At 45.1% G+C, this 26,337-nt stretch carries 26 protein-coding genes and 1 other annotated feature; of the genes, 23 read left to right on the forward strand and 3 right to left on the reverse strand.

The features are described 5' to 3' along the window. Positions 1–11: 11 nt before the first annotated feature. The 15 genes from ACPW7N_RS21045 to ACPW7N_RS21115 all read left to right on the forward strand — a co-directional run bounded on the left by ACPW7N_RS21045 (position 12) and on the right by ACPW7N_RS21115 (position 14,041). A complete protein-coding gene (locus ACPW7N_RS21045) occupies positions 12–2,438 on the forward strand; it encodes a peptidoglycan D,D-transpeptidase FtsI family protein (RefSeq protein WP_425653229.1) in 2,427 nt (808 codons plus the stop codon). 85 nt (positions 2,439–2,523) lie between these two features. Beyond that, positions 2,524–3,192, forward strand: coding sequence for a septum site-determining protein MinC (minC, locus tag ACPW7N_RS21050; RefSeq protein ID WP_425653231.1), 669 nt, complete (start codon positions 2,524–2,526; stop codon positions 3,190–3,192). Between the two features lie 23 nt (positions 3,193–3,215). Then, positions 3,216–4,010, forward strand: coding sequence for a septum site-determining protein MinD (minD, locus tag ACPW7N_RS21055; protein WP_425653232.1), 795 nt, complete (start codon positions 3,216–3,218; stop codon positions 4,008–4,010). 79 nt (positions 4,011–4,089) lie between these two features. Next, on the forward strand, positions 4,090–5,220 hold the full coding sequence (gene rodA, locus ACPW7N_RS21060) for a rod shape-determining protein RodA (protein ID WP_425653233.1): 1,131 nt from the start codon (positions 4,090–4,092) through the stop codon (positions 5,218–5,220). A 274-nt stretch (positions 5,221–5,494) separates the two neighbouring features. Then, entirely contained in the window at positions 5,495–5,695 is a 201-nt protein-coding gene (locus ACPW7N_RS21065) for a cold-shock protein (RefSeq protein ID WP_425653234.1), read from the forward strand. A 194-nt stretch (positions 5,696–5,889) separates the two neighbouring features. Further along, complete coding sequence (locus tag ACPW7N_RS21070) at positions 5,890–6,681, forward strand: peptidoglycan DD-metalloendopeptidase family protein (protein ID WP_425653236.1); 792 nt, start codon at positions 5,890–5,892, stop codon at positions 6,679–6,681. Beyond that, positions 6,674–7,522 carry a M50 family metallopeptidase gene (locus tag ACPW7N_RS21075; protein WP_425653237.1) on the forward strand — a complete coding sequence of 283 codons (849 nt, stop codon included), beginning with the start codon at positions 6,674–6,676 and terminating at the stop codon, positions 7,520–7,522. The genes ACPW7N_RS21070 and ACPW7N_RS21075 overlap by 8 nt, the downstream gene beginning before the upstream one ends. Positions 7,523–7,592: 70 nt before the next feature. Next, positions 7,593–8,669, forward strand: coding sequence for an S-layer homology domain-containing protein (locus ACPW7N_RS21080; RefSeq protein WP_425653238.1), 1,077 nt, complete (start codon positions 7,593–7,595; stop codon positions 8,667–8,669). Positions 8,670–8,705: 36 nt separating this feature from the next. Further along, positions 8,706–10,187: an Rne/Rng family ribonuclease gene (locus ACPW7N_RS21085; RefSeq protein ID WP_425653239.1), complete on the forward strand. Its 1,482-nt coding sequence runs from the start codon at positions 8,706–8,708 to the stop codon at positions 10,185–10,187. Positions 10,188–10,311: 124 nt separating this feature from the next. Beyond that, positions 10,312–10,399: a sequence feature (ribosomal protein L21 leader region), on the forward strand. Between the two features lie 13 nt (positions 10,400–10,412). Then, positions 10,413–10,721, forward strand: a complete 309-nt coding sequence (rplU, locus tag ACPW7N_RS21090; RefSeq protein WP_425653240.1) for a 50S ribosomal protein L21 — start codon at positions 10,413–10,415, stop codon at positions 10,719–10,721. 11 nt (positions 10,722–10,732) lie between these two features. After that, positions 10,733–11,086, forward strand: coding sequence for a ribosomal-processing cysteine protease Prp (locus tag ACPW7N_RS21095; protein ID WP_425653241.1), 354 nt, complete (start codon positions 10,733–10,735; stop codon positions 11,084–11,086). A 5-nt stretch (positions 11,087–11,091) separates the two neighbouring features. Beyond that, complete coding sequence (gene rpmA, locus ACPW7N_RS21100; RefSeq protein ID WP_425653300.1) at positions 11,092–11,385, forward strand: 50S ribosomal protein L27; 294 nt, start codon at positions 11,092–11,094, stop codon at positions 11,383–11,385. A 133-nt stretch (positions 11,386–11,518) separates the two neighbouring features. Further along, positions 11,519–12,103 (forward strand): Spo0B domain-containing protein, encoded by a 585-nt coding sequence (locus tag ACPW7N_RS21105; protein ID WP_425653242.1) that lies wholly within the window; start codon positions 11,519–11,521, stop codon positions 12,101–12,103. Positions 12,104–12,117: 14 nt separating this feature from the next. Then, entirely contained in the window at positions 12,118–13,395 is a 1,278-nt protein-coding gene (obgE, locus tag ACPW7N_RS21110) for a GTPase ObgE (RefSeq protein ID WP_425653243.1), read from the forward strand. A gap of 16 nt (positions 13,396–13,411) precedes the next feature. Continuing rightward, complete coding sequence (locus ACPW7N_RS21115; protein ID WP_425653244.1) at positions 13,412–14,041, forward strand: PilZ domain-containing protein; 630 nt, start codon at positions 13,412–13,414, stop codon at positions 14,039–14,041. 43 nt (positions 14,042–14,084) lie between these two features. Here ACPW7N_RS21115 and ACPW7N_RS21120 read toward each other — a convergent pair whose 3' ends face one another. Together ACPW7N_RS21120 and ACPW7N_RS21125 are read right to left on the reverse strand one after the other, a co-directional pair. Continuing rightward, the gene (locus ACPW7N_RS21120) at positions 14,085–15,242 is read right to left on the reverse strand and encodes an iron-containing alcohol dehydrogenase (protein WP_425653245.1); all 1,158 of its coding nucleotides are present in this window, start codon (positions 15,240–15,242) and stop codon (positions 14,085–14,087) included. 146 nt (positions 15,243–15,388) lie between these two features. Further along, a complete protein-coding gene (locus ACPW7N_RS21125; RefSeq protein ID WP_425653246.1) occupies positions 15,389–15,541 on the reverse strand; it encodes a hypothetical protein in 153 nt (50 codons plus the stop codon). Positions 15,542–15,736: 195 nt separating this feature from the next. On the opposite strand from ACPW7N_RS21125, the gene ACPW7N_RS21130 reads away from it, so the two are divergent. The 8 genes from ACPW7N_RS21130 to ACPW7N_RS21165 all read left to right on the forward strand — a co-directional run bounded on the left by ACPW7N_RS21130 (position 15,737) and on the right by ACPW7N_RS21165 (position 24,268). After that, positions 15,737–16,183 (forward strand): ACT domain-containing protein, encoded by a 447-nt coding sequence (locus ACPW7N_RS21130; protein ID WP_425653247.1) that lies wholly within the window; start codon positions 15,737–15,739, stop codon positions 16,181–16,183. A gap of 22 nt (positions 16,184–16,205) precedes the next feature. Continuing rightward, a complete protein-coding gene (locus ACPW7N_RS21135) occupies positions 16,206–17,510 on the forward strand; it encodes a homoserine dehydrogenase (protein WP_425653248.1) in 1,305 nt (434 codons plus the stop codon). Next, a complete protein-coding gene (gene thrC, locus ACPW7N_RS21140; protein ID WP_425653249.1) occupies positions 17,507–18,595 on the forward strand; it encodes a threonine synthase in 1,089 nt (362 codons plus the stop codon). The genes ACPW7N_RS21135 and thrC overlap by 4 nt, the downstream gene beginning before the upstream one ends. Before the next feature lie 4 nt (positions 18,596–18,599). Further along, complete coding sequence (gene thrB / locus ACPW7N_RS21145) at positions 18,600–19,541, forward strand: homoserine kinase (RefSeq protein WP_425653250.1); 942 nt, start codon at positions 18,600–18,602, stop codon at positions 19,539–19,541. A gap of 114 nt (positions 19,542–19,655) precedes the next feature. Further along, positions 19,656–20,528: a prephenate dehydratase gene (gene pheA / locus ACPW7N_RS21150; RefSeq protein ID WP_425653252.1), complete on the forward strand. Its 873-nt coding sequence runs from the start codon at positions 19,656–19,658 to the stop codon at positions 20,526–20,528. A gap of 153 nt (positions 20,529–20,681) precedes the next feature. After that, complete coding sequence (gene ilvE / locus ACPW7N_RS21155) at positions 20,682–21,587, forward strand: branched-chain-amino-acid transaminase (protein WP_425653253.1); 906 nt, start codon at positions 20,682–20,684, stop codon at positions 21,585–21,587. A gap of 331 nt (positions 21,588–21,918) precedes the next feature. Beyond that, positions 21,919–23,226, forward strand: coding sequence for a SafA/ExsA family spore coat assembly protein (safA, locus tag ACPW7N_RS21160; protein WP_425653254.1), 1,308 nt, complete (start codon positions 21,919–21,921; stop codon positions 23,224–23,226). 10 nt (positions 23,227–23,236) lie between these two features. Beyond that, positions 23,237–24,268: a phosphotransferase gene (locus tag ACPW7N_RS21165; RefSeq protein ID WP_425653255.1), complete on the forward strand. Its 1,032-nt coding sequence runs from the start codon at positions 23,237–23,239 to the stop codon at positions 24,266–24,268. A 63-nt stretch (positions 24,269–24,331) separates the two neighbouring features. Here ACPW7N_RS21165 and ACPW7N_RS21170 read toward each other — a convergent pair whose 3' ends face one another. Beyond that, on the reverse strand, positions 24,332–26,296 hold the full coding sequence (locus ACPW7N_RS21170) for a bifunctional 2',3'-cyclic-nucleotide 2'-phosphodiesterase/3'-nucleotidase (RefSeq protein WP_425653256.1): 1,965 nt from the start codon (positions 26,294–26,296) through the stop codon (positions 24,332–24,334). Positions 26,297–26,337: the final 41 nt, after the last annotated feature.

Raw genomic sequence — 26,337 nt, forward strand, 5'->3', positions numbered from 1 at the left:
GGGACTCTTGAGTGGGTGAAAAACAAACGGAAAAGTCCCATATCCCGACAAGACTCAATGTCTTGTTTTTCATCGTATTTCTGTTTTTTGCTGCCATCATCTTGCGCCTTGCCTTCGTTCAGCTTGTGGAAGGTGAGAAATATAAGCATGACCTTGAGAAATACAGTACAAGGGAGTTGCCAATCCCTGCTCCCCGTGGCCGCATAGTGGACCGCAACGGAGAAGTAATGGTGGATAACAAACCGGTATACACTGTCACGTATGTGGAGCAACAGAATCAGGATATCAATGAGGATTTGGTTGCGGATAAACTGGCAGGAATTCTGATCATGGATGATGAGGAGATCGGCACGGACAAGGAACTGTTGAAGAAAGCGCTGGACCTTCGTTCGACACTGCCTGTATCCTTTGGCCCCAAGGAGACCTCTCAGCTTATTGCCATGATCGAACCAAAAATCAAGGCATTACCACCTTCTTCTGCTGTCGATACGCTGTCTGATGTTCAACTGGTCAAGACAGCTCTTGCTCTGGGGATGCGAATGAACATCCCGATCGTGGACAAAGAGCGGGAATCGTTGAAGAAGCAACTGACTGCACAAATTCAAGCCATTCAAAAAAAATCAAATGGCGAAGAATTTACGGACATCGAGTTATTAAACCTGGCGTTTCAATCCAATAAAACCGTCAAAATCACCCTCGATGAGAAAGAGAAAGACGATCTGAATAAGGAATTGAAAGCACAGCTTCGAGCGTTGCCGAATCCTTCCGATCTTCTCAAACAGGATGATATGGATTTGCTCCGAATCGCAGCGATGTTCAATTTGGATGTTCCATTGCCGCTGACGAATGAGCAACGACATTTTCAGTGGCGCAAGATGGCGATCCTAAAAGAAATGAGAGCATACGGGATTGCTAGCTACATTCCAAGACGTGTGAAGGTAAATATTTCACAGAATGAAATGTTCAAAATAGAAGAACGACGCACAGAACTCCCTGGAATCAATGTTATCGTGGAACCAATCCGACAAATCCGCAAAGATGCTGATGGAGGGCCTATAGCGACTCATATTTTGGGCTATATCAACGCCATCCGCCCCGAGGTGTTAAACGAGTATTTAGCACAAGGGTATTCGGCTACTGACCGTGTAGGGGAGAATGGTCTGGAGCGTTACTACGAGCGTCAATTGCGTGGTAAGGACGGAATTGAGGAAGTTCATGTCAACAAGGATTCAGAGACGGTGGAAAAGAAAATGCAGCGTGCTCCTGAACCGGGGAATGACTTGGTTCTTGCCCTGGATTGGCGCTTCCAAAGCAAAGTGGAAGATATTTTGAAAACGAGTCTTGCAGAAATGAAAAGCAATCCCAAAACAGCAAAGTATGTAACAGACGCACACGCTTTGGTCATGAATCCGAAAACAGGAGAAATTCTGGCAATGGCAAGTGCACCTGACTACGATTTGAATGTCTACTATGATCGGAAGCAGTTTAATAAAGATTACCGCACGATCATTTTGCCAAACGAGGCCAATCGTTTCATTAATGCTGCATACGCTCCTGGTTCAACTGTGAAAGCCTTATCCGTCATGATGGCTTTGCAAGAAGGGTTAACAACTCCTACTGAGACAATTTATGACCGAGGTGGATGGAAAGTAGGGAACATGTACAAGCGCAACTGGAAATTGAGTGGGCACGGCCAGGTCAATGCACGTAGAGCACTCCAGGTTTCCAATAACACCTACATGTACGCCATGGCAATGCGTCTTGCAGACAAAGGATACAGTCAAGGCAAGCACTATAAAGAGATGTTTTCCGTTATTGATTTTTATAACGCTCAATTTGGTCTGGGTGTCAAAACGGGAGTGGACTTACCTTTTGAAGGAAACGGGTATTTCTCTCCATATACTGAATACGGTCGTCTGGCAGATGCTTACATTGGCCAGTATGATTCATTCACTCCCATGCAGTTAGGACAGTATGTAAGTACAATAGCCAATGGCGGTTATCGCATTCGTCCTCACTTAGTCAAGGAGATTCGCAAAGGAACTATTGATCCAAAGAAACCAGGTAAAATCTTGACGATGATGGAACCTGAGGTCTTGAACCGTGTAGGAATTGATCAGCAATGGATCAAGGTTGCACAAGAAGGTATGCGGATGGTAACTCAGCCAGGAGGTACCGCTTATAACACGTATAACGGACTTCCTTTCAGTGTTGCTGCAAAAACAGGTACAGCACAAACTGGCGGAGATCAGGACAACTCGTTGATCGTTGGATATGCTCCTTACGAAGATCCTGAAGTAGCGTTTGTCGTCCTCGTTCCTAAAGGAGGACACGGGTCAGACTCATCAGGCCCAATCTCACGTAAAATTCTAGAAGCGTACCATTCGTTGTATCCTTTAACAGCAAACGGTTCTTCTGAAATTGCTACAACAAAGTAAACGACTTTTTTCGGCAAATTTTTGCAACTGAGCAGGAAAAATTTCTCTTCATGGCGAATGGTTACGGTCGAGGTGAAGAAGGTCCATGTCGAACAAGAATAAAGTTACCATAAAAGGAACAAAAGATGGCCTTGTCTTCTTCATGGACGACATGTGTTCTTTTGAAGAGCTGCTAAGCGAACTGAGAGAAAAGATCGAACACAGTCATCAGCAGATCTTAAGCGGGCCGTTAATTCGAGTATCTATCAAGCTAGGGAAGCGATATTGCTCCAGTGACCAACAAGAAGAATTGACCAAAATCATTCGCCAAAAAGGTAATCTAGTCATACAGACGATAGATTCTGACGTGATCACCAAAGAAGAGGCTTTTGCTGAATCTCTTAAATCAAAATTTACCATAGAGACCCATACGGTACGTTCCGGGCAGGTTTTGGATGTAAACGGAGATATTTTATTGTTAGGCGACGTCAACCCGGGTGGGACCATACGAAGCACTGGCAGTATTTATGTACTGGGCAATCTGCGTGGAATCGCCCATGCAGGGATGCAAGGCGACACACAGGCAATAGTGGCTTCAGCCGCAATGGCTCCCCAGCAATTGCGTATTGCAGATGTGATTAGCAGACCAGGGGAAGAATGGGCTGAAGTAACTGGTGGAGCCGAGTTTGCCTATCTGGAGCAGGAGAAAATGGTTGTCGGTAAAATGAATCTGCTTCATCGGGTTCGTGCTGATTTCGGACAGAAGAAAGTGTAAGTGGGCTAAAGGAGGAGAACGACTTGGGGTTAGCAATCGTAGTCACTTCGGGGAAGGGTGGCGTGGGCAAAACCACGACATCAGCTAACATAGGTACCGCTTTGGCATTAAACGGGCAAAAAGTGTGTATGGTGGATACGGATATCGGGCTGAGAAATCTTGATGTAGTCATGGGACTAGAGAATCGGATTATCTATGATCTTGTTGATGTAGTAGAAGGAGCTTGCCGGCTTCAGCAAGCGCTGATAAAGGACAAGCGGTTTGAGAATCTCTCCTTGCTCCCTGCAGCACAAACCAAAGATAAGTCGGCTGTTCAGCCACATCAAATGGAAGAAATTATTACTCAGTTAAAACGGGAATTTGATTATGTCATAATTGATTGTCCTGCCGGAATTGAGCAAGGTTTTCGCAATGCAGTAGCAGGTGCTGATCAGGCAATTGTAGTCACCACTCCTGAGAAAGCCGCTGTTCGTGATGCTGATCGAATCATCGGATTATTGGAGCGAGAAAAGGTTGGAATGCCAAAGTTGGTCATTAACCGTGTCCGCTCGCATATGGTTAAAAATGGAGACATGCTGGATGTAGAAGACATACTGGATTTACTAGCCATTGACTTAATTGGCGTCGTGCCAGATGATGAGTTTATTATCAAGTCAGCCAACTCGGGAGAGCCTGCAGTGATGAACCACGAGTCACGAGCAGCGATTGCGTATCGCAATATTGCCCGTCGTCTCCTGGGCGAGTCTGTGCCATTACTCCCGATGGAAGAGAAGCAAGGTGTATTCAGCAAAATGAAAAAGTTCTTCGGGATGAAGTAACAATCAAACAGGGGAATTCTCCTGTTTCTTTTTTTGGAATAACTCCTATAGATACTTTTTAGGATAGGGGGAGAAGAGAGTGGACCTCGAAAAAAGACATCTGAAGGAATTGGATTGGTCGATCATCTTGATTCTTTTCGGATTGGGCATATTTAGCTATCTTGGTATTTCAGGATCTGCTCCTGGCCCGGAGATGGCAAGCAAACAAGCCATGTGGTATGTAATTGGTTTTATCGTACTAGGATTATCGCTGCTCTTTCATTATCGCCTGTACCAGAATCTGGCGTATATCTTCTATGGTATGGGAATTGTATTGTTAATCGGGGTATTTTTCACACCTGAACGGAATGGGGCTACAAGCTGGTACAACCTTGGCCCGGTGTTATTCCAGCCTTCCGAGTTGATGAAGCTTTTTGTCATTTTGGCCGTGGCGAAATACCTGTCCAAAAAGGAAGAGGACCCGGAGAGATTTCGCAAGTTCTATCAACTCTTTCCCCTGTTTCTGATCATCGGGTTTCCGTTACTGTTAATTTTTTTACAGCCTGACCTGGGGACTTCCCTTGTTTTCACTGGAATAATGGCGACTATGCTTGTGGTTGCCGGTGTTCGTCTGCTTCATTTTATCTATCTGGGCACCAGTGTTCTCAGTGTATTTGGATTTTTGGCTTATCTATACCACTTTAAGCAAGAAGTCTTCTTCAAAGTGATCAGACCATACCAATGGAAGCGGATCGAGTATTGGGTCAATCCTGATCTGGATGTAATGGGCTGGGGTTTTCAGTTGAAACAATCGCTTATTGCCATTGGCTCCGGGCAGTTGATGGGAAAAGGGGTCAATACAGCGACTCAAGCAAGCTATGGCTGGGTACCCGTTGGTGAAAGTGATTTTATTTTTACGGTAATTGCTGAGAAGATGGGCTTCATCGGTGCTGGAATCCTAATGATTCTGTTTTTCTTTTTGATTTACCGCATGATCCGAATCGCAATGGAAACCAAGGACCCGTTTGGCTCCTACGTTGTATCTGGTGTTGTCGGGATGCTGACATTCCAGATTTTCGAAAACATTGGAATGACCATCCAGTTAATGCCAATTACGGGTATTCCGTTGCCGTTTATCAGTTACGGGGGTAGCTCGCTAATTACGAACTTCCTGATCATGGGGGTTGTTCTGAATATCGGCATGAGAAAAGAGCAGCTTCGTTTTGATTAAAATGAATTTAGGAAATATTTCCAAATGTGTGTTATACACCCGCAAAAACAGATGACAAACATGTAGTGATATGGTAGAATTTTTCTAAGTTAACCATTTTACTTACCTAGTGATTTGATGGATTGGATGATAAGCCGTACCTTTAAGAGATACGTCACCATGTGATCAAATCTCTTTCAGGTGTGGCTTTTTTCCATTCATGAAGGAAGTGTAAGAAGGAAGGTTAACGAATTTCTCACCAACAGTTTGGTGGTTATTTTTAGGAGGTTTATCCATGCAACAAGGTACAGTAAAATGGTTTAATGCAGAAAAAGGTTTCGGTTTCATCCAAGTTGAGGGTGGAGAAGATGTTTTCGTACACTACAGCGCAATCCAAACTCAAGGTTTCAAAACTTTAGAAGAAGGTCAAAAAGTAGAATTTGAAATCGTTCAAGGTAGCCGTGGACCACAAGCTGCTAACGTAAACAAAATCTAATTTGACACCTCAAATGAAGCAGTCTCCAACAGGAGGCTGCTTTTTTGCGCTGTTAAGAATTTATAAGTTTGGGGGCCCCGCCCGACGCCAGCGATAGCTTGTGTCGGGTGGGTAACTTTCGTTATGGCCTTGTGGGAATATTGGGAGTAGACAAGTCATAAAAATAGTACAAACGTAGGTGAGGAGGAACGGGGATGTTTGATGAAGTAGAACGAGTAAAAGAAAGACGTCGCGAACGAGTAGAACAAATACGGTTAAGGACAAGGGACAGTCTGCCCCCTTATTACAATGAAATACATGATCCGATAGATGACCCATATCCTTCTGCACGTATTCAGACAGCAGCTTACAGGGAAAACAATCCCCCTTCAACCTTTCAACCACAACAAATCCTTTCCTTGCAGGTCTTCTTTTCCGTTTTATTAATTGGGTTTGCCTATTTATTGTTTCAATCACAAGTGCCTTTCCCGTCCTCGTGGCGAACAACTGGACAGGAAGTGATGAACCGGGATTTCAATTTCGAAGCGGTTGCTGTATGGTACGAGTCTCGATTTGGTCAAGTCCCAACTGTTCTGCCCGTGTTAACACCGCATAAAGGTTCAGTGCCAGCAGCTACATCTACACAGATTCCGGCCTGGACGATACCGAAGGATTGGATGATCGTAAAAAAATACGCACCTGCCAGTTCACGAATTGTCGTCGATGTAGGGGAGACAGGACATGTACTCAATCAAGAAACTGGCATTGTTACGTTTGTTGGCGAGAAAAGCGGCTACAATCAGACAGTGGTGGTTCAGTTGGCAGGTGGGAGAGAAGTATGGTACGGGAACCTAGAGGCATCACAGGTACAAGTGAACGATTATTTGAAAAAGGGTGAGTTGATCGGTATTGCCAAAAAGTTCTCACCCCAAAGCAGATATTTATATGTAGCCATGAAGAAAAAGGATGTATTCATTGATCCGATGGAAGTGATTTCGATTGACTGAGCTTTTGCTCTTTCAAATTCGCTTCCGCATCCACCTCCTGTTTTGGGGAATGATCGGACTGTCCATCGTAGCTGGTTACTTTATCGAAGTCATTACATTGTTTTGCATTGTATTGATTCATGAACTGGGACATGTTGCCGTAGCTAGAGAAGTAGGGTGGAGGGTAACAGAAGTTCAGTTGTTGCCCTTTGGTGGCGTTGCTACGGTAGATGAGGAAGTGTCAAGCGATCCATTGGACGAAATTGTCGTAGCACTGGCTGGGCCATTTATGAATGTTGCGATGATCTTTGTCTCTTTTTTATTTTGGTGGTGTGATCTTTGGACAACGGAATGGACCTCTTTTTTTATGAAGTCCAATCTGATGATCGCCGGGTTTAACCTGTTGCCCATTTGGCCGCTGGATGGGGGGAGGATTGTCCAGGCGTTACTCTTTTACAAGCTTCCATACCGCAAAGCGTGTCTTATCTCGATGGGAACCAGTTGTCTGTTGGCGGCGTCCATGTTTGGAACCGGGCTGATGTTATGGCAGTTTAATCTCGTGGCAATTGCAATCTATCTGGTCGTTATCAATATTCAGGGATACATCCGCTTTCCCTATCAATTCATGCGATTTCTAATAGGCAAATACATGCAAGAGAGGAAGGATGTCCCCGTACAGTCAGTCATGATTGAGTCTCGGTCAAGTACAATGCAGGCAGCACAAAAGATGTACAAGGGATATGACCATCTGTTCTATGTACGGTTGGGCGATAAAGGGACATTTATTCATGAGTCACAGCTTTTGCATGCGCTTCTGGTTGAGCAGAGATACGATGACGAGGTAGCAAAACTTTTGTCTTGAGAGGAAACAAAGGGTACAATGGATACGTCTTACAGAATAGATTGCTAGCATTCTGAAGGAGAGTGTATCTATGCTGATCTCACTAAAACGGGTGATTTTTCGGCTATTCCTAATTGGGAGTCTGATTCTTGTTCCGCAAATTGGCTGGGCACAAGCCGCTCAAGGACAAGCAGTCATGTTTCAAGATATACAAAATCACTGGGCAAAAGATACGATTGAGAGACTGGCCAAACAACAGATCATTCGTGGCGTTACACCACAGCTTTTTGCTCCCGATAAAACGGTTACCTATGAAGAATGGTATGCTTTACTTGATCGGATCAACAAATATCAGCCGATTTCTACGGCAGCCGATCCTCTTATGGAAGCGTATGTACCCACCAACCACTGGGCCTATCACTCTGTGAACCGTCTGTACAAAATCGGCGTGTTATATGGATTCGATCGGGGTAACCCCATTTTGCGAGAAGAAGTAGCGGAGACGGCGGCCCGATTCCTTGGAATCGATGAACTGCGTCGCAAGTATTACGATCAACCTGTTAACCGGTTCAAGGATATCGCCAAAAATGAGAATGAACAATTTATTCAACCCTATACAGCTATTCTGGCTGCCAACGACTTTGGTATCATTAAAGGCTTCCCTGACGGCACATTCCGACCGGCTGCTCCTCTGACCCGTGCACAAGCTGCTGTGATTATCGAAAACATCCAGAATCAACATCAGGCAATGATTAAAGCTGCATCGAATGATCAGGCATTGAAGGCAGACATTACGGAGGCACTGCAATCGATTAAGACGGTCAGTGAACAAGCACATGGGAATCAGACATATTCCGAGTTGCAAAAAACGCTCTCTGGTATCGCATCTCCTGCATTTTTGGACACGCATGTGAAGTGGTATCATGACATGAACTTGGAGGGAACCGATGCTTCCGTCATGATTCCTTCTGGGAAAATTGCAGCGTCAGGGCATGGGATCTATCTGGTAACACCAGTCGTGAACCAGTCAGAGATCTACAAGGTTTACATTCGTGAGAACTGGGGTGAGCTTCACGGCTTCGTACAAATCGAATGTTATGTCGTCCGTGACAAGAACCAGTTGAAAGTTATATCGAGCCAGGATGTTTATCAACAGACAGCGAATTGAGAAGCATTTTTCCATTGATCCAGGAGGTACCCTTCGTTGAAACAAATTGTAATCAGTACCCAAGAAAAGCAAACCAGAATCGCCGTGCTGGAGCAAGGAACGCTTGCTGAACTGTATTTCGAATCCGCTCAAAACGAGGCAGTGGCAGGCAATATTTATCATGGGAGAGTCGTCAATATCGTCGCTTCCATGCAAGCGGCTTTCGTAGATATTGGAACAGACAAACATGCGTTTTTGTATATTGACGAAGCTCTTCCGCCAAGCTGGCAAAACGAACGGGGCAAAAAAGAGAAGCCTGGTATACAAGAGCTGGTTCAAAACGGCCAAGAGATTTTTGTCCAGGTCGTAAAGGAAGCATATGGAACCAAAGCGACTCGGGTGAGCACAGAGATTAGCATTCCAGGAAGAGCACTTGTTTATTTGCCTTCTGGTGAACAGATTTCGATCTCTAAAAAAATACGAAAAACCATCGAACGAAATCGTCTGGAGGAAATTGCCAGAGAGCAACTGACGGGTTCGGAGGGAGTCATACTTCGAACGGCTGCGGAAGGTATGGAACGTGAGCAGTTACTAGCTGAGTTGCAGTATTTACGCAAAATTTGGCTAGAAGCGACCAACAAAGTCCGTGACCAAAAGCCGCCTGTTCTTGTCCATCAGGCGACAGACAGCATTTCGTGGACAATCAGAGAACTGTTTTCCGAGCAGGTGGATGAATTGATCGTTGACTCTTCCACCTTGTTCGCACGTATTCAATCAATGGTACAAGCTTTATTTCCATCTCTGCGCAAAAGAATCAAAGCGTATTCAGGAAAGCAGTCTCTCTTTGAAAGCTTGCGAATTGAAGACCAGATTGACAAGCTGTTAACCCGATATGTACCGCTGGCAAATGGCGGATCAATTGTAATTGATCGGACAGAGGCAATGACCGTCATCGATGTCAATACCGGCAAGTATACGGGAAAGAGCATGCAGCAACTGGAGCAGACTGTTACCCAAACCAATTTGGAGGCAGCCCGGGAGATTGCCCGACAACTTCGGCTGCGAGATATTGGTGGTATCATAATCATCGACTTCATCGATATGAAGGCCAGTTCCAATCAAGATAAGGTGCTTGAGCGGTTGCAGATGGAATTGTCTAAGGACCGCACGTCTACCTTTGTGCTCGGCATGACCCAATTGGGATTGGTGGAGCTTACACGCAAGAGAGTGCGTGCCAGTGTTCCGGAACTCCTTACCAGATCATGTCCTACTTGTGATGAGCGAGGAAGAATCCTGAATCAGGAAGAAGTGCTTTTGCGCATGAAGCGAGAGATACGGGCACTGATTCAAAACCAGGAAGCAGAAGCGGTTATCGTGGAGCTTCACCCAGAATTTGCTCCGTACCGCAATGATCTGACAGACTGGGCTCAAGCAATCGGGACTCAAATCCACCTGCACTTCCAACCAGAGGTTCATCCGGGAGAGTATTTCCTGCGATTTGTGGGATCCCTTGAAGATGCCCGGCGACTGTCTATTTGAATTCACCTATAAATCACCTGTATTCACCTATAAATCACCTGTATTCACCTAAATAATGCCTTGACTTGCTCTTGCAGATTGTGATAATCTAAGCTTTGTTCATACAGATATGCTTGTCACCTCAAGCATGCTGTAACCGCACGAAACAGGTCATGTAAGCCAACATTTCTTTCGAGAGAGTTGCACCTGCAAAGGCGAGTCTGAGTATAAGAGGAGGTGCAATACATGTACGCTATTATCGAAACTGGTGGAAAACAATACAAAGTTGAAGAGGGTCAAGTACTTTTCATCGAGAAATTGGCTGCGAACGAAGGTGAAGCAGTTACTTTTGATAAAGTATTGTTCGTAAGCAAAGACGGCAAAGTTACTGCAGGAGCTTCTGTTGCTGGAGCAACTGTAACTGGTAAAGTAGAAAAACACGGTAAAGGTGAAAAAGTTATCGTGTACAAATACAAAGCCAAGAAAAACTACCGTCGCAAACAAGGTCACCGTCAACCATTCACTAAAGTTGTAATCGAAAAGATCAACGCATAAGGTGAACGACGATGATCAAAGTCTCTGTTACCCGCAGTAAACAGGGGGTCGAGGAGATTACGATATCGGGTCATGCCAGAGCTGCCGAGCACGGGAAGGACATTGTATGTGCTGCTGTGTCAGGTATCAGCTTAGGGTTACTGAACTCGGTTGTCCATCTCTTGGGCTTCAAGCCAGATGTTTCACAGGCTGGCAAAGAAGGCGGGTTTCTCCGCTGGAGCCTTCATCAACTCGATGATCAAAGTCTCCATGAGAAGCAACAGCTTTTAGCTGAAAGTATGATTATTTCCCTCGTTGCGATTGAGCAACAGTATGGGAAGTTTATAACTGTCCGAGATTCCAAATTACAAGGAGGTGCAGAATAATGACAATGCTCTTTACAATGGATCTCCAGTTTTTCGCATCCAAAAAAGGGGTAGGTTCCACAAAGAACGGACGTGACTCCATCTCGAAGCGTCTTGGTACAAAACGAGGTGACGGTCAATTCGTTAAAGCTGGAAATATCCTCGTTCGTCAACGTGGCACAAAGATTTATCCAGGTGCTAACGTAGGAATTGGTGGCGACGATACATTGTTCGCAACAGCAGACGGTATCGTTCGTTTCAAACGCTTGGGTCGTGACCGCAAACAAGTGGTAATCGAGCCAGTAGCTGTTGAAGCATAATACTCGACTGAATCAAATAAACCCAGCCTTTGCGCTGGGTTTTCTTTTTGTCCGGGAAAATGTGTGCTACAATAGTAAGGATAGGAATTCACATGTATAATGCAGGTAAATTCGAGGTATCGGGTGGGAAAAAATGAAGGACAAACAGAATTTGTTGTATGAGGACGCTGAGATGCTGCTCACGATTCTGAACCAACAGCGGCACGATTGGCTGAATCACTTTCAAGTTCTCTTGGGGTATCTGCGTTTAGGCAGACCTGCAGAGGGCGAGGCATATTTACAGCGAGTAACAGAACAAACCCACCAGGAAAGCAACATCGCTCGGATTCAGTGTCCACCTTTATCGGTATTCTTTTTGACGTTTCATGCACTGCATCATGATTTTCGCTTGGAAGTCGAGATTTATAATGATGTCAATCTCTCTACTCTACCTATCTCTCAGATGGATTTATATCATTTCATCACCCAAGTGATCTATACGATCAAAAAATACATACATTCAGAAGATGTTGAGCTGCCAAATCTGCTTATTTCGTTAGAGAGCAAGGAAGAAGGAGTGGTTTTCCACTTTGATTTGGCAATGAATGTTACAGCATCTGCAAAGCCAGAAATGGAAAAGCTGTTAGAGAGCGGGAAAGCAACAGGATTTACAATCGTACACAATACTTACGAAGAGGATGAATGGGTACTGGAATTGCTTGTTCCTTATCGTACCTAAAGAGGTGACTTCACATGTTTGTCGATCAGGTAAAAATATATGTAAAAGGCGGAGACGGTGGGAATGGTGCTGTATCTTTTCGCCGTGAAAAATACGTTCCCCTCGGTGGCCCCGCAGGCGGAGATGGTGGACGAGGTGCCGATGTAGTCTTTGTCGTAGATGAAGGGCTTCGTACACTTGTCGATTTTCGCTATCAGCGACATTTCAAAGCGCAACGTGGTGAGAATGGACGCAACAAATCCCAACACGGAGCAGGTTCAGAGGATATGGTCGTTCGAGTCCCGCCAGGAACCGTTGTCCACGATGCTGATACCAACGAGATGATCGCTGACTTGACTGAGCATGGTCAACGTGCCATCATTGCCAAGGGTGGTCGTGGAGGAAGAGGAAATAATCGCTTTGCCACATCAGCAAATCCAGCTCCAGAAATTGCCGAGAATGGTGAACCAGGTCAAGAGCGCAATGTTATTCTTGAGTTGAAATTACTGGCTGACGTTGGGCTTGTCGGTTATCCAAGTGTAGGCAAATCAACGTTATTGTCTGTTGTTTCTGCAGCAAAACCGAAAATTGGTGCTTACCACTTTACAACTCTGACCCCTAATCTGGGTGTGGTTGATTTGGGTGAGAAAAGTTTTGTTCTTGCTGATCTTCCCGGATTGATTGAAGGGGCACATGAAGGAGTTGGACTTGGCCATCAGTTCCTGCGCCATGTGGAGCGAACTCGCATCATCGTTCACGTAATTGATATGGCTGGGACAGAAGGACGAGATCCTTTTGATGATTATCTAAAGATCAATGAAGAACTAAAGCTGTATAATGCTCGCCTGGAAGAACGACCGCAAATGATTGCTGCAAACAAAATGGACTTGCCCGAAGCCCAAGAGCATCTGGAGAAATTCAGACAAGAACTTCCCCACATTCCGATCTATCCAATATCTGCTGTTACTAAGCAGGGTGTGAATGAATTAATGTATGCACTTGGGGACTTGCTCGCTACATTGCCTGACAAGATTCAGGTCGAAGAAGTAGCAGAAGTGGAAGAGCGTGTGGTTTATAAGGCAGAACCGGAAGATACTGGATTTGAAATCTCTCGTGAAGAAGATGCCTTTGTCGTCACTGGAGAAAGAATCGAGAAGCTGGTGCGGATGACCAACCTGAACAGCTATGATTCTATTCAGCGTTTTGCTCGCATTATGCGTCATATGGGAGTCGATCAGGCATTAAGAAAGAACGGAGCCCAAGACGGTGATACTGTTCGAATTGGAGATTATGAGTTCGAGTTCGTCGAATAGGAAAGAGATGATGTAGATGCTAGGGCGGTTCCTGAAGGATAATTTGCTTACACGCGGTCAAACTGTTCGCTTTGCCGATTCCAAGTTGGTCGGTCCACCATTGGAAGGAATTATCGAGCATGTGCGAAATAATTACATGGTTTTATCCTTTGAGCGTCAAAAAGAAGGGAAAAACCTGGTTGGATCCACCGTCCGCATGGATTTGAATACACCTGACAACACCATTCAACTTCAATTTGAGACCATAAACGAGACCAGTATGTGGCCTGTTAATCTGTTAGGCCTCATACCAATTCATGTGAATATCGTCGAAATGGACACCAAGACGATGGTAAAGCCTGATTATATCATCAATGTTCCCTACAAGGTCATGGGAGCCAAACCGATTGAAGAGAAGGGAGAAGGCGTGATTCTGTCCTTTTCTCCTACTACCATCATGCTGGGAACCGATGGATATGTGGCAAAAGGTGAATTCATGAAGCTTTCTTTTCTGATTCCCCGTTCAAAGGAACAAATTGTTTTTATGGGGCAGGTAATAGAAAAGGAATTTATCGAAGGAAGTGCCGAGCTGACCATTACGATCACGGACATGGATGACAAATACAGAAAATTGATCACCGACTACTATAAGAAGCTTCGAAAATAAAAGGAGATCCTGTCAGCACAAATGACAGGATCTTTTTCTTACGTTACATGGCTGATGTAACCATTCCAATCACGTCATCGAGGGTAGCCTGTTTGGGATTGAACAGGGCGCAAGGATCTTTCATCGCCAGTTCTGCCAATTTGGGTATTTCCGATTCTTTTACTCCTATGGCTGACAAGCCTGCTGGAATTCCGACGGTTTGAGCCAGTGATTGAATGGCTTCAACTGCTTTTTGGGCAGCTTCTATTGTGGATAACCCAGCTACATCCTGACCGAGTGCAATCGCAATTTGAGCATAACGCTCAGGCTTTGCATCCAGATTAAATGAGCATACATGAGGCAGCAGGATCGCATTGCAAAGTCCGTGTGGCAAGTTATACAATCCACCTAACTGATGAGCAATCGCATGAACATAACCAAGTAAAGCATTGTTGAAAGCCATACCTGCCAGGAATTGTGCCTGCATCATATTCGAGCGTGCCTCAATGTTCTGACCGTTCTGAACAGCAGAAGGCAAATTCTCACCAATTAGTCGAATCGCCTGAAGGGCACATGCATCTGTTACGGGATTAGCTAACGGTGAGACATAGGCTTCGATGGCATGTGTCAGTGCATCCATGCCCGTACCTGCTGTGAGTTCAGCCGAGAGCGGTATAGTAAGCTCCGGGTCATTGATGGAAATGGCAGGGGTAATGTGCTTATCGACGATGACCATTTTATGTAAGCGAGATGTGTCTGTAATTACGGAGATTCGTGTCATTTCACTGGCAGTTCCTGCTGTTGTATTAATCGTAATCAAAGGGAGCACCGGTTTTTTGGAACGGTCAATTCCTTCATAATCTTGAATGGTTCCACCGTTGGAAGCAACCAGAGCAATTGCTTTGGCGCAATCCAATGAGCTGCCTCCACCCACAGCCACAATTGTATCGCAGCTTTCTTGCAGACAAAGCTCAACGCCTGCCGCTACATTCAGATCAGTCGGGTTAGGATCAACTCCAGAGAAGTAGGTAACATGGGCACCTGCCTGACGGATGATTTCTCCCACTTGTTCTGCCACTCCAAGCTTGTAAATAACTTCACCAGTAACAACCAAAACGTTGCGAGCGTTTAGTTGGTTTATCAGTTCACCCACTTGTTTTACTGCACCTACACCGATGTAATTTTGAGCAGGCATGAAAAAACCGAATACTTGATTACTCATGATCGAACACCTCAATTATTCATTTTTTAGGCACGCTCCCATTTTATACAAATTGGTATAGTGATTTTTGTGATTGTTATCACGTTTAAAATATTGTTTATACACAAAAACCACCGAGGTTTTTCCCACGGTGGTTATCTGTTTTCTTAGCAATGATGCTTTTTACTATTGCCGCCTCCGACCCCTGGTTCCACGGGTTTTCGTCCACGGATGTCACCGAATTGATCCAGATCACTTGGTTTACCCGGAGGATGATTGTTGCGACTCTCCGATTTATCGAACTTCCTGCGTCCTCCCACAGCTACCACCTCACTTTGTAGAATGTGTAAGTCCAATCTAAAATTATTCTGTACAAAGGTAAGCGTTCTCATGTAGGAAACTCTCGGCAACTGCGTACACAATTTTTGCAAGTATGATAAATGTGCTTGTAACAGAGGGAAAGCTCTATTATAATGTCTCCTATGGGTAAACATTTGTATCCTTATGGAGGACATATGACGAAGCGTGAAGAGAAATTTTATCTGATTCGATCAGATATTTTGCCGGAATCCATTTTGAAAACAATTGAAGCCAAAAAGCTGCTGGAATCTGGCGAAGTGGATACAGTAAACGAAGCAGTTGAACGGGTTGATCTAAGTCGAAGTGCTTTTTATAAGTACAAGGACGGGATTTTTCCGTTTAACGCCATGATGAGTGAGCAAATCATTACCGTTAATTTGACATTGGAGCATCGGCAAGGAATCCTTTCTAAGGTACTTCAGTTTGTCGCAGAAAAAGGCGGAAACGTGCTCACCATCAACCAGACCATTCCGTTACAGGGGATTGCCAACGTAGCGATGTCGGTCGATATGGCACATCTGCAAATCTCAAGCACAGAGCTTCTTGACGCCCTGCAACAGCTTTCCGGTGTTCGCAAAGCGATGATTGTAGGACGAGGATAGGATAGATAAAGGAGGCAATACAATGGGGAAACATACGGTGAATGTAGGCTTGATGGGATTTGGAACAGTCGGAACAGGAGTGGTTCGGATTGTTCAGGCTCATCAGGAGGATTTGGTGAAGCAAACAGGTCTGGGAATCAATATACACAAGATTCTGGTACAGGACGTTGATAAAAACCGCAGTATTGACAATGTAAATCATCTGGTGACCAATGATCCGAACGAGCTGCTGCTTGACCCGGAGATTGACGTAATCGTGGAAGTAATTGGCGGAATTCATCCGACTAAAGAATATATTCTGACAGCGTTGGATCAAGGAAAACACATCATCACTGCCAACAAAGACTTAATGGCATTGCACGGCGGTGAAATTTTGAAAAAGGCACAAGAAAACAATTGTGATGTTTTTTATGAAGCGAGTGTTGCAGGTGGAATACCGATTCTGCGTGCCTTGGTGGAAGGATTCTCGTCTGATCGAATCACCAAAATGATGGGGATCGTGAACGGAACCACAAACTATATTCTGACCAAAATGAGTCAGGAAGGTGCAGATTACGCCGAAGTGCTGAAGGAAGCACAGCAATTGGGTTATGCAGAAGCAGATCCAACTTCCGATGTGGAAGGATTGGACGCTGCCCGCAAAATGGCCATCCTCTCGACATTAGGCTTCCGTGTAGCGATGAATCTGGATGAGGTTAATGTCAAAGGAATCAGCAAGGTGACCAAAGAGGATATTTCGTACGGGAAAAAACTCGGCTATGAAGTGAAGCTGCTGGGGCTCGCCAGAAGAGATGACGAAGAAATCGAAGTAAGTGTTCAACCGACAATGGTTCACAAATCACATCCACTGGCATCGGTGAACGGCGTATTCAATGCTGTATATGTTCACGGGGAAGCGGTTGGAGAGACCATGTTCTATGGTCGTGGAGCAGGAGAACTTCCGACTGCTACGGCTGTTGTATCTGATCTCGTAACGGTTGTGAAAAATAAAAAGCTTGGTGTTAATGGCCGAGGCATGGTGGCACCTTATAAAGAGAAGAAATTGAAGCCAGACTCAAAAATCCTGTCCAAATACTTCTTGCGCATTATCGTAGCAGACAAACGAGGTGTACTTGCACAGATCACACAGTTGATGGCTGACAAGGACATCAGCCTGGATCAAGTATTGCAGCAGCCGTACAATGGCGGAAAGCAATCAGAAATAATCATGGTAACCCACGTAGCTGCCAAACAGAACATGGATGAAGTGATTCAATCAATGGAGGACATGGATATCGTGGATGAAATCAAGAGCTGCTTCCGTGTAGAAGGAGGAGATCAGGCATGAGTCTCGATATTCAGCAGTCCAGACAAAAAGGGATCATTTCCCGCTATCGTGAGTACCTGCCAGTAACGGCTGACACACCAGAATTGACTCTGCACGAAGGAAATACGCCGCTTATTCATGCACCGAACCTTTCCAAGCAATTAGGTGTAGAATTGTATCTGAAATATGAGGGGCTGAACCCAACCGGCTCATTCAAAGACCGTGGTATGGTGATGGCAGTAGCCAAAGCCTTGGAAGAGGGCAGCACGACGATTATGTGCGCTTCGACAGGGAATACATCGGCAGCAGCAGCAGCGTATGCTGCGAGAGCAAACATGCGCTGTATCGTGTTGATTCCGAATGGCAACATATCCCTTGGCAAACTGGCACAGGCGTTTGTCTATGGGGCAGAAGTAATCGCGATTGATGGAAACTTCGATGAGGCACTCCATATTGTAAGAGAAATAACAGCAAGTGAGCCGATTACACTGGTTAATTCTGTGAACCCGTATCGAATTGAAGGACAAAAAACAGCATCCTTTGAAATCAGCGATGCGTTGGGCAAAGCACCTGACATCCTGGCGATTCCAGTTGGCAATGCAGGCAACATCACGGCTTACTGGAAAGGGTTCAAGGAGTACCATGCTGCGGGTAAAGTAGCCAATCTTCCTCGTATGTTTGGATTCCAGGCGGCAGGAGCGGCTCCCCTCGTCCGTGGAGAAACGGTTGAAAACCCTGAAACCATTGCAACAGCAATCCGAATCGGGAACCCGGCAAGTAAAGAGGGTGCACTTAACGCTCTGAAGGAATCAAACGGATACATTGATGCAGTTACCGATGACGAGATTTTGGAAGCCTATCGTCTGTTGGCAAGCAAAGAGGGAGTTTTCTGCGAACCTGCATCTGCAGCATCTGTAGCGGGCATTCTGAAACTGCATAAAGAAGGCAAGCTGCAACAAGGGCAAACGGTCGCATGCGTCTTGACGGGTAACGGACTCAAAGACCCGAATATCGCTTTAAAAGCGGTAGCGGCAGAACCTCGTGTCGTTGCTGCGACACGTGAAGCAGTAATGAATGTGATCCGAGAAAACAAAGCAGGTGAATAGCAGCATGAAGAACCAAACGGTCAGAGTGAAAATACCTGCGAGTACCGCAAACTTAGGCCCGGGCTTTGATGCACTGGGAATGGCATTTCAACTCTATACAACCATATCGATGCGAATTTCAGACACAACTACCATCCAGTTGCATGGAAAAGAGCTGGAGGGAATTCCTCAAGACAAGTCCAATTTGCTCTATGAAGTAGCAAGCTTCTTATTTCAGGAAGCGCAGATGGAAGTTCCGGAACTTGCGATGGAGGTAGAGACGGACGTACCGCTTACCCGTGGATTAGGCAGCAGTGCATCAGCCATTGTAGGAGCGTTGGTGGGAGCCAACGTTCTTGCTGGTAATCCGTTCAGCTATGAACAGCTTTATTACTTTGCCAGCAAGTGGGAAGGCCATCCAGACAATGTAGGTGCGTCTTTCTTTGGAGGTATCATTGTCGCAACCATGCCAGGAGACGACGAAAGCAAGCAGATTCCTTATGTCCGTTTTCCGGTTCCTGCCGGCCTTAAAACACTCGTGGTCATTCCGAACTATTTTCTGGCCACGGAGAAAGCTCGCAATGTTCTTCCAGAGAAATATGACAAAAGCGATATTGTTTTCAACATTGGCAGAAGCAGTTTGCTAGTTGCTGCGCTTGCCACAGGAAATCTGGATTTGCTTGGAACGGCGATGCAAGACAGGGTTCACCAGCCGTATCGCTGTCAACTCGTACCAGGACTTGAGGAAATGTTGGAAAAGTCAACCGGACACGGTGCGATTGGTGCCGCTTTAAGCGGAGCTGGGCCGACCGTTCTTTTCTTTTACAATGGAGAAAATGAAAGAGAAAAGCTGGTTTATTTCGTCGAGACTGTCATGGCCAAGCATCAGATCACATACGACTTATTGGATTTATTGCCGGATGAAAACGGTGTAGAGGTTGACGTATTTGCTTCCATTGGCTCATAATACAAAAAACGGTCATAACGGATAGTGGTTGGCTGTTTGTGAAAAACATCGTGACGTTTTTCACAAGATAAAAATTCAGAGAAGTTTGTAAATAGGAAGCCAGGAGAGAAAACCATGACAAGTACAATCGCTTTTTTGGGCCCGCACGGCACGTTCACGGAAGAAGCGGCCCGTTCGTTTCCGTTACAGAGTGGATCTGTATTTAAGCCGTATGGAAGTATTATTGATGTGATTGCAGCCGTTCATCGGGGAGATGCCGATTACGGAGTTGTCCCGATGGAAAATTCCATTGAAGGCTCTGTAAATGCCACGTTGGATTGGTTGATTCACGAGGTTGATTTGCCGATCATCGCAGAGCTGGCTTTGCCCATTTCACAGCACTTGCTTGTGGCCAAACGGGATTCCGCGCTCACCTTCGAGCAAATTACCAAGGTATTGTCTCATCCTCATGCGGTAGCCCAATGTCATACATTTATTCAGAACTATTTACCGCATGCCGAGATTGAATACACTAACAGCACGGCACTTGCCGGACAAATGGTCAGCTCCCAGCCTGGTGAGTCATGGGCAGCTATTGGCCCACGATTAGCTGCAGAGGTATATCCGCTGCAATTTGCCAAGCAAAATATCGAAGACTATCAGAACAACTATACGAAATTTGTGTTAATCAGCAAGCAGTCTCACAGCATGCCAGAGGCAGCTACGGAGAAGACAACCATTCTCGTTACGCTGCCAGAGGATTTCCCAGGTGCCTTGTATCAGGTACTGGCTGCTTTTGCTTGGCGCAAAATCAACTTGTCCCGGATTGAATCGAGACCAACGAAAAAGGGACTGGGCAGTTATTACTTTGTCATTGATATTGAGCAGCGAATGGACGATGTCCTTCTTCCAGGAGCATTTGCTGAAATTGAAGCGCTAGGCTGTCAGATTCGCTCATTAGGCACGTATCCTTTTTATGTCAAAGAATTTCAGCCATCCACAACCTAAAAGAAACAGAAACGTTTTGTAAAGAATCGGGGGAAAGGCATTGACGAGCCAAATCCCCCGTTTTATAATCGAATCCATAGTCTGAAAAGTGTGATTTTTCTGTTGAGTAATGCGGTGAGAATGAGAGATAGAAAACAGATGGAGGGAAACCAGATGGAACAACAGCAGTTGATTTACTTAAATGGGGAATTTGTTGAGAAAGAGAATGCCAAAATATCTGTCTATGACCATGGCTTTTTGTATGGCGATGGGGTTTTTGAAGGCATTCGTGCATACAACGGCAACGTTTTTCGCCTAGATGAGCATATTGAACGTCTGTATGAATCGGCATTGTCCATTCTTTTGGAAATTCCTCTTACTCAGGAAGAGATGGCTCAGGCTGTAGTAGAAACGATCCGCCGCAACAATTTGCGAGATGCATATATTCGACTGGTAGTTTCCCGTGGGAACGGAAATCTGGGATTGGACCCCCGTAGTTGCAGACTACCAAATATCATTATCATTGTTGAACAGCTTCAGTTGTTCCCCAAAGAGCTGTATGAGACTGGCATGCGTATTATCACCGTTCCGACCAGACGAAACAAACCAGACGCTCTGAATCCAAAAATCAAATCGCTCAACTATTTGAATAACGTTTTGGTGAGAATTGAAGCTCATCTGGCAGGTGTGAGTGAGGCGCTGATGCTCAACAGCGAAGGATATGTAGCCGAGGGGTCTGGAGACAACGTATTTGTTGTCAAAAAAGGGGTTATCTATACACCGCCAAGCTATGTCGGAGCATTGCAGGGAATCACTCGCCAATCTATCATTGAAATTGCCGAAAAGCTGGGCTATTTAGTCAAAGAGGAACCATTTACACGTCACGATGTTTATGTGGCAGATGAAGTATTCCTGACGGGTACAGCAGCGGAAGTAATCTCTGTGGTCGAAGTGGATGGCAGACGGATTAAAGAGGGCAAGCCAGGGCCGATTACCAAACACCTGCTCACAGAATTCCGTCGCATCGTAGAAGAAGATGGCGTAAAAGTGTATCCGGAGGCATTACCGAAAATGGGATAAAAAATTAAGGCATGTGAGGGTAACAGCTTACATGTCTTTTTTTGTTTGAAAGTTAATTCACTTTAAAACGTTAAAGTGAATTAACTTATCCATTTGCTGAGCCAGAAAAATGCTTGTTCTTTGTAAAGCGACTTTGACAGTGCAGCTTAGACTTTCCCTCAATCGATAGGGAAAAAGTGGTCAACCAGCGATTCATAAGAGGCGGCAGCGTGTTTGACCACTTCCTAGCGATGAGGAAAGTCGGACAGTTGATCTCCTATGCAAGCTGTCAGGGAGACCTGCAAAGGACAAGCATTTTTCTTTTTTTTGGGCTGGGAGAGATTGGCTTTTTGTGAGCAAACAGCCTATGGGTGCATACCATGGTATGGAATTTACCAGGGAGGAGATCGACTACGTGAAAATCCATACCGTACAAAAAGGCGATACCCTATGGAAAATCGCCAAGCAATACAATGTAGACTTCAAAGAATTACTCCGTGTCAACAGCCAAATAAAAAATCCGGATCGAATCATGCCAGGTATGAAGGTCAAAATCCCTTCAGCACAGGTCCCGCTACGGTCGTACGGAAATCCAGGACATTCAGGAAATCCACGACATTCAGGAAATCCAGGTCCAGGCAATAACAGACCTGCCAAGAAGGAGTTTCCGATTACGCCACCACAAATGGAAATGGAGATTGAAGAATTGCCCCCTCTTTTAGAAGAGCTGGAGCTTCCTCCTGTAAAAGAGGCGCCAATCCCGCAAATGCCGATGCAGCCAGCGCCACAGCCAGCACCGCAACCACCGATGCAACCACAAATTCAATTTCAACCACAGATCCAAATTCAACCACCACCACAGCCGCCCATGCAACCACAAATTCAATTTCAACCACCGCCACAGCCACCGATGCAACCACAAATCCATCTGCAAATGCCACCGATGCAACCACAATTTCATTTGCAGATGCCACAGATGCCGATGCAACCGATGCCACAGCCGCAAATGCAACCGCCAAGACAGTTTTTCTTTCAAATACAACCCCGGTTGAATGTACCAATGCCAATGATGCCTTGCCAGCCTTGTCAACCTGGGCCAATGCCGCATATTCAGCCGTTATGCCCGCCAGTACCACACGCTCCGCATCATCAATCACACGGGCAATCTACTTATGATTGTTCAACTTCATCAGAGTATCATGCGATGTATCCATCTTCTACTTACCCTAGTCAAACCTATCCGTCTTCATCGTACCATGGTTCAACTTACCATAGCCCCATCTTCCCGATAACAACCGGGCAATCTTCTTCCGGCTACCAGCACCACCACCCTGTCAGAAAAGAATCGTCTTCCAGAGAGATGAAGGAATCTTCGTGTCATGAAATGCGGGATTCCTCAACGGGAGATAGCAGTGGTGAGTGTCATGACGGGTGCTCTGGCAGAAGTATGGATCAGCCGATGAGACAGCATCCAACGATGCATTCTTTGTTACATCAGCCTTATCATCATCACTCAAGCAGTAGTTCGACTCATTTGCATGTCACCCCGCATATGCACAGCCCGATGTACCATCTGCATCAACCAATGCCTTTCATGCCGGGACATGAAGTAAGTCCATGCTGGGATGACGGGTTTGATTGGTCATCCTCTGGAGATTGAGTGATCGCCTATGAGCGAAGCCTTTCTTTCATCACTTGAAAAGGCATTCCGTTGTCATATTTATGGGGTGAAACCAAAACGTAACGTCTACCAAGTAAGGACAAATCGTGGTTCGTGGATTGTAAAAAGCTATCGAGAACGTGAAAGAGCTTATTGGGTTACACAACTGGCTCAGACGCTCAATGATCAAGGGTTTTACAAAACCGTACATTATGTCAGCTCCGAAGATGGGCAACAAGTGTATCCATTTGAACGGCGGTTCTATACAGTGATGAAAACGATTGACGGTCAAGAAGCCACCTATTCTTCGGACTATGATATCAGGAAAGCGGCAACAACACTCGCTCAATTTCACCAGGCTGCACACGGAATACCGTTTATGACGGAGAGCCATTCAGGGAGTTTTCCGTTACTTGATAAATGGGATGCCCGGGTAGAAAGCTTCGATAAAATTACAAAAAGAATTGCAAGAAAAGGACCTGAGAACCGATTGGAGCAGTTGGTTGCACAAATGATGGACGATGTGAAAGAGGGCGCTTATGAAACACTGGAGCAAATGAGGAAGCTTCCGTTTGAAAGAGAAATGTACCATGCCTACCGTGAAGGAACCTTGGCCCATCGTGATGTAGCCAGTCATAATTTCTTGATTACATCAAAAGGCAATTGCTATCTGATTGATTTGGATACTGTGCATTCAGATATGCAGCTGGTTGATCTGGCACAGTTCATGAGTCGCATGCTGCTGCTGCAAGGGTACCAGATGAATGCATATATCGATGCCCTGCATGCTTATATGAAAGTCAGGCATCTCTCCGATACACAAATCAGACTGCTGACCGCCTTGCTGCAATTCCCTGATAACTTTTTGCGAGAAGTTACCGGATTGTATGGGAAGCGCTCTGGTTATAAAGTTCGCGGGGTTACTCAGTTGCTGCAAGTCAAGCGCCGTTTTTGGGCGAATCGGAAAGAATTTCTGCGCCAGGCAAAACTTACGATGCAGTATTCTTCGGCAAACAGCAATCTGTACGAGTATTCCAGATGAAGGTAGAAAAAAGAGCCGAATGACTTGGAAAACGTCAAACGGCTCTGATTTCATATTAAGTTATTATTTTTTTGCTCCGAGGTCAATCGTATACTTGGCAAATCCAGTATCAAGCGTAGAAACGTATTTGATTTGTGGAAGTTTATCCAAGTATTTTTGTGCATTTGGAGAAGATTCAAAAGTCACTTTTCCTTTTGTTGCTACAGGTGCAAATGTCCAGTTGCTGTCAGCAGCAGGGTTAATTGTTTTTTGATCAAGGATGTAGTCGATGATCACTTGACGGTTTTCATCTGGAGAATCGATGATGATGTTATCGCCTTTCAGACCTGGGAAGTTTCCGCCACCACTTGCACGGTAGTTGTTAGTTACTACAACGAATTTTTGATCTTTTGTAACCTCTTTGCCGTTGAATTGAAGATTTTTGATACGGCTGGAGTTTGCATTAACCACATTACCTTTTGCATCGTATTTTGCAGGTTGGGTAACATCGATTTGGTATGTTACGCCATCGATTACGTCGTAGTTATAAGTTGGGAAGTCAAGGTTCACAAGGGCTTGATCTTCTGTTTTGTTCGGATCGATCTGATTGAATTGTCCTGCAGACATTTCCAACCATTCTTTTACTTGATCGCCTGTTACGAGAACAGCTTTAACTGTATTTGGATATACGTACAAGTCAGATACGTTTTTGATTGCGATGGTACCAGCAGCGATATCAGTAAAGTAGCTCGCACCGTTACGGCCACCAGCTTTGAATGGTGCACCTACAGAAAGAATTGGTGTGCCATCGTATTCAGTACCTTGCAATTTCTTGCCAACATACCATTTTTGAGCGTTGGTAACGATCTGAATGGATGGATCATCATTTACCAGAGCGAAGTAGCTGTTGATCGGAGCAGTAGTTGTACCTACAGCGCCACGAACGTAAGCAAGCGTACCTTCGTGCTCAGCTTTCACGGAATCGACAATCGCCTTATCTGCTTCGACCAGCGCTTTTTTGTTCGCTTTGTCGTAGATAGGCAATGCTTTGGATTGGGAAGTCACTACTGTCCATTTGCCTTGAACTTTTTGCAAAGTCAAATCGATTTGACCCAGGTTGTCGCCCCAGAAGCCAGGCATTACAGAAGCAACACCGTTGATTGTACCTTTTTCTGCGTCTACACCAGGTACAGTTGCAAATTCTTTACTTGGGAAGATTTTGTGAGCATGCCCGAAAAGAATTGCATCAATTCCTTTAACATTGCTCAAGTAGTATGTAGCATTTTCGTCGAATCCTTTTGCTGCTGCTTTTTCGAAACCGCTGTGAGCGATCGCTACAATGACATCAGCGCCCGCTTTTTTCATTTCAGGGATGAATTTGTTCGCTGTTTCGACGATGTCTTTCGTAATTACTTTTCCTTCGAGGTTTGCTTTATCCCAAGCCATGATTTGTGGCGGAACGAAGCCGATTACACCAACTTTGATTTTTTGGTCTTTGCCGTTTTCATCCTTGAACACTTTGTCGAGGATGATGTATGGAGTGAAGTAGTTTTTGTCGTTGTTCGGGTTCTTGTCCTTGTCATCGATAAATACGTTTGCATTTACATAAGGGAACTTGGAACCTTTGAGGGATTTGCCCAAGAAGTCAAGACCATAGTTAAACTCATGGTTACCGATGTTACCTGCATCGTAGTTCAATTGGTTCATTGCTTTATAAACCGGGTGAACTTCTCCGTCTTTTAAAGGTTTTACTTTCGCAACATAGTCACCGAGTGGGTTACCTTGAATCAAGTCCCCGTTATCAAACAATAAGCTGTTTTTCACTTCAGCTCGAGCTGCTTTGATCAAAGATGCTGTTTTTGCCAAACCAAACTCGTTCGTTTCTGCATCTTTATAGTAGTCATAGTTCACCATATTGGTGTGCAGGTCAGTAGTTTCGAGGATGCGAAGCTTGACCACCGGATCGTTATCAGCGAACGCAGGAACAGCCAATACGCTTACTGCCAAAGAAGAAGCGACTAAACCACTCAGTACCTTTTTCTTGTTCAAGAAAAAAAACCTCCTTAAAAATAGAAAAATAATATCATTAA

Source organism: Brevibacillus nigriterrae (genome assembly GCF_049846925.1).
In the GTDB taxonomy this organism is placed as follows: domain Bacteria; phylum Bacillota; class Bacilli; order Brevibacillales; family Brevibacillaceae; genus Brevibacillus_H.

Coding starts and splice junctions, on each gene's coding strand:
- obgE (WP_425653243.1), top strand. CDS start 12,118: ATGTTTGTCGATCAGGTAAAAATATATGTAAAAGGCGGAGACGGTGGG.
- ACPW7N_RS21095 (WP_425653241.1), top strand. CDS start 10,733: ATGATCAAAGTCTCTGTTACCCGCAGTAAACAGGGGGTCGAGGAGATT.
- ACPW7N_RS21105 (WP_425653242.1), top strand. CDS start 11,519: ATGAAGGACAAACAGAATTTGTTGTATGAGGACGCTGAGATGCTGCTC.
- minC (WP_425653231.1), top strand. CDS start 2,524: ATGTCGAACAAGAATAAAGTTACCATAAAAGGAACAAAAGATGGCCTT.
- ilvE (WP_425653253.1), top strand. CDS start 20,682: ATGGAACAACAGCAGTTGATTTACTTAAATGGGGAATTTGTTGAGAAA.
- ACPW7N_RS21165 (WP_425653255.1), top strand. CDS start 23,237: ATGAGCGAAGCCTTTCTTTCATCACTTGAAAAGGCATTCCGTTGTCAT.
- thrC (WP_425653249.1), top strand. CDS start 17,507: ATGAGTCTCGATATTCAGCAGTCCAGACAAAAAGGGATCATTTCCCGC.
- ACPW7N_RS21070 (WP_425653236.1), top strand. CDS start 5,890: ATGTTTGATGAAGTAGAACGAGTAAAAGAAAGACGTCGCGAACGAGTA.
- thrB (WP_425653250.1), top strand. CDS start 18,600: ATGAAGAACCAAACGGTCAGAGTGAAAATACCTGCGAGTACCGCAAAC.
- rplU (WP_425653240.1), top strand. CDS start 10,413: ATGTACGCTATTATCGAAACTGGTGGAAAACAATACAAAGTTGAAGAG.
- ACPW7N_RS21120 (WP_425653245.1), bottom strand. CDS start 15,242: ATGAGTAATCAAGTATTCGGTTTTTTCATGCCTGCTCAAAATTACATC.
- ACPW7N_RS21130 (WP_425653247.1), top strand. CDS start 15,737: ATGACGAAGCGTGAAGAGAAATTTTATCTGATTCGATCAGATATTTTG.
- ACPW7N_RS21115 (WP_425653244.1), top strand. CDS start 13,412: ATGCTAGGGCGGTTCCTGAAGGATAATTTGCTTACACGCGGTCAAACT.
- pheA (WP_425653252.1), top strand. CDS start 19,656: ATGACAAGTACAATCGCTTTTTTGGGCCCGCACGGCACGTTCACGGAA.
- ACPW7N_RS21080 (WP_425653238.1), top strand. CDS start 7,593: ATGCTGATCTCACTAAAACGGGTGATTTTTCGGCTATTCCTAATTGGG.
- ACPW7N_RS21065 (WP_425653234.1), top strand. CDS start 5,495: ATGCAACAAGGTACAGTAAAATGGTTTAATGCAGAAAAAGGTTTCGGT.
- rpmA (WP_425653300.1), top strand. CDS start 11,092: ATGCTCTTTACAATGGATCTCCAGTTTTTCGCATCCAAAAAAGGGGTA.
- ACPW7N_RS21135 (WP_425653248.1), top strand. CDS start 16,206: ATGGGGAAACATACGGTGAATGTAGGCTTGATGGGATTTGGAACAGTC.